Genomic DNA, 2004 nt, shown 5'->3' with positions numbered 1-2004 from the left:
ACCTCAGGCCGGTCGACCACAAACCCCGCCAACCGCTGCGCCTGCACCCGCAACGCCACCTCAGACTTAGCCGACAACAACCACGGCACCACCCCGCCCGGCAGCGCCGGCGACTCCTCGCCCGAGGCCGCCGGGTCAGCCGGTGCGACCTGCAGCGACTCGCTCGATTCGGCTTCTTCCAGGATGAGGTGGGCGTTGGTGCCGCTGAGTCCGAACGAGGACACCCCAGCGCGTCGTGGCCGGCCGTTGACGGGCCATGGCGTGGCCTCGGTCAGCAGTCGCACCGATCCGGTCGACCAGTCCACATGTGTGGACGGCTCGTCCACGTGCAGCGTCCTGGGCATCAACCCGTGTCGCATCGCGAGGACCATCTTGATGATCCCGGCGACACCCGCGGCCGCCTGGGTGTGGCCGATGTTCGACTTCACCGACCCCAACCGCAACGGCTGCCCCGCGGGCCGGTCCTGGCCGTACGCGGCGATCAGCGCTTGAGCCTCGATCGGGTCACCCAGGGTGGTGCCTGTGCCGTGCGCCTCCACCACATCCACCTCGCCCGGCGACAACCGCGCGTTCGCCAAAGCCTGACGGATCACCCTCTGCTGCGACGGACCATTCGGCGCACTCAACCCATTCGACGCGCCGTCCTGGTTGACCGCGCTGCCCCGCACCACCGCCAACACCTGATGCCCCCGCCGACGAGCATCCGACAACCGCTCCAACACCACAATTCCGACGCCCTCACCCCAACCCGTGCCGTCGGCCGCGTCCGCGAACGGTTTGCACCGCCCATCAGCGGCCAACCCACCCTGCCGGGAAAACTCCACAAACGCCCCCGGCTTGGCCATCACCGCTACGCCGCCGGCCAGGGCCATCGAACACTCACCCGACCGCAACGCCTGCGCCGCCAAATGCACCGCCACCAACGACGACGAACACGCCGTATCCACCGACACCGCCGGGCCCTCCAAGCCCAGCGTGTACGCCACCCGCCCCGACATGACACTCGCCACGTTGCCAGTCAGGAGATGCCCCTCGCTACCGGTCTGCGCGTCACCGATCACCGAGATGTAGTCCTGCCCGGCGGCACCGATGTACACACCGGTGTCCGAGCCGCGTAGCCCCGACGGGTCGATCCCGGCCCGCTCCAACGCCTCCCAGGAAACCTCCAACAACAACCGCTGCTGCGGATCCATCGCCACAGCCTCCCGCGGACTGATCCCGAAGAACCCCGCGTCGAACAACGCCGCACCAGCCAGGAAGCCACCCTCCCGGGCATAACTGGTCCCCGACCCCGCCGGATCCGGGTCATCTGACGACCCGACATCCCAACCCCGATCCGTGGGGAACCCACCCACCGCGTCAACGCCATCGACCAGCAGCTGCCAGAACTCCTCCGGGTCACCCACCCCACCCGGATACCGACACCCCATCCCCACGATCGCCACCGGCTCGACGCTGGCGGCCTCCAGAGCCTGTACCCGGCGGTTGGCCTGGCGCAGCTCGGCTACGGTCCGCTTGAGGTACTCGCGCAGCTTGTCGTCGTTGGTCACGGGTGTCCCTCCGGAGCGGGTACGGGCATTCAGGCCGAGCCGAGCTCGTTGTCGACAAGTTCGAACAGCTCGTCGTCGGTGACCTCGTCCAGGTCGGTGTCGGGCCCAGCGGCCGACTCTGCGGGCAGCGGCGTGGTGAGCCGGACGACCAACGCCTGGAGGCGCCGGGCGAGCTGGGCGCGCGTATCCGCGTCCACGGCCGGTCCGGCGAGCGCGCGCTCCAACCGATCGAGCTCGGCGACGACCGGCGCCTCGGCCTGCTCGTCCGGCCACAGCTGGACCCGGAGATGGTCGGCCAGAGCGGTCGGTGTCGGGTGGTCGAAGACCAGCGTGGCTGGTAGCGGCAGTCCGGTGGCGGCGGCCAGTCGGTTGCGTAGTTCTACCGCGGTCAGGGAGTCGAAACCGAGTTCGCGGAATGCCCGGTCGGGTGGGATCGCCTGGGCGCTGTCGTGGC

The 2004-nt window shown here is 69.6% G+C and carries 2 protein-coding genes; both read right to left on the bottom strand.

Annotation, left to right across the window (positions count from 1 at the left end):
- On the bottom strand, positions 1-1550 hold a 1550-nt coding region (locus tag AB0B02_RS31835), incomplete at its 3' end, for a beta-ketoacyl synthase N-terminal-like domain-containing protein (protein ID WP_357306801.1).
- Positions 1551-1579: 29 nt separating this feature from the next.
- Positions 1580-2004 (bottom strand): phosphopantetheine-binding protein (locus AB0B02_RS31830; RefSeq protein ID WP_357306797.1); only part of this gene is annotated, 425 nt, incomplete at its 5' end.

The organism is Micromonospora sp. NPDC049240, from assembly GCF_040647835.1.
GTDB lineage: Bacteria > Actinomycetota > Actinomycetes > Mycobacteriales > Micromonosporaceae > Micromonospora.
This window is presented reverse-complemented; position numbering and strand designations above follow the sequence as displayed.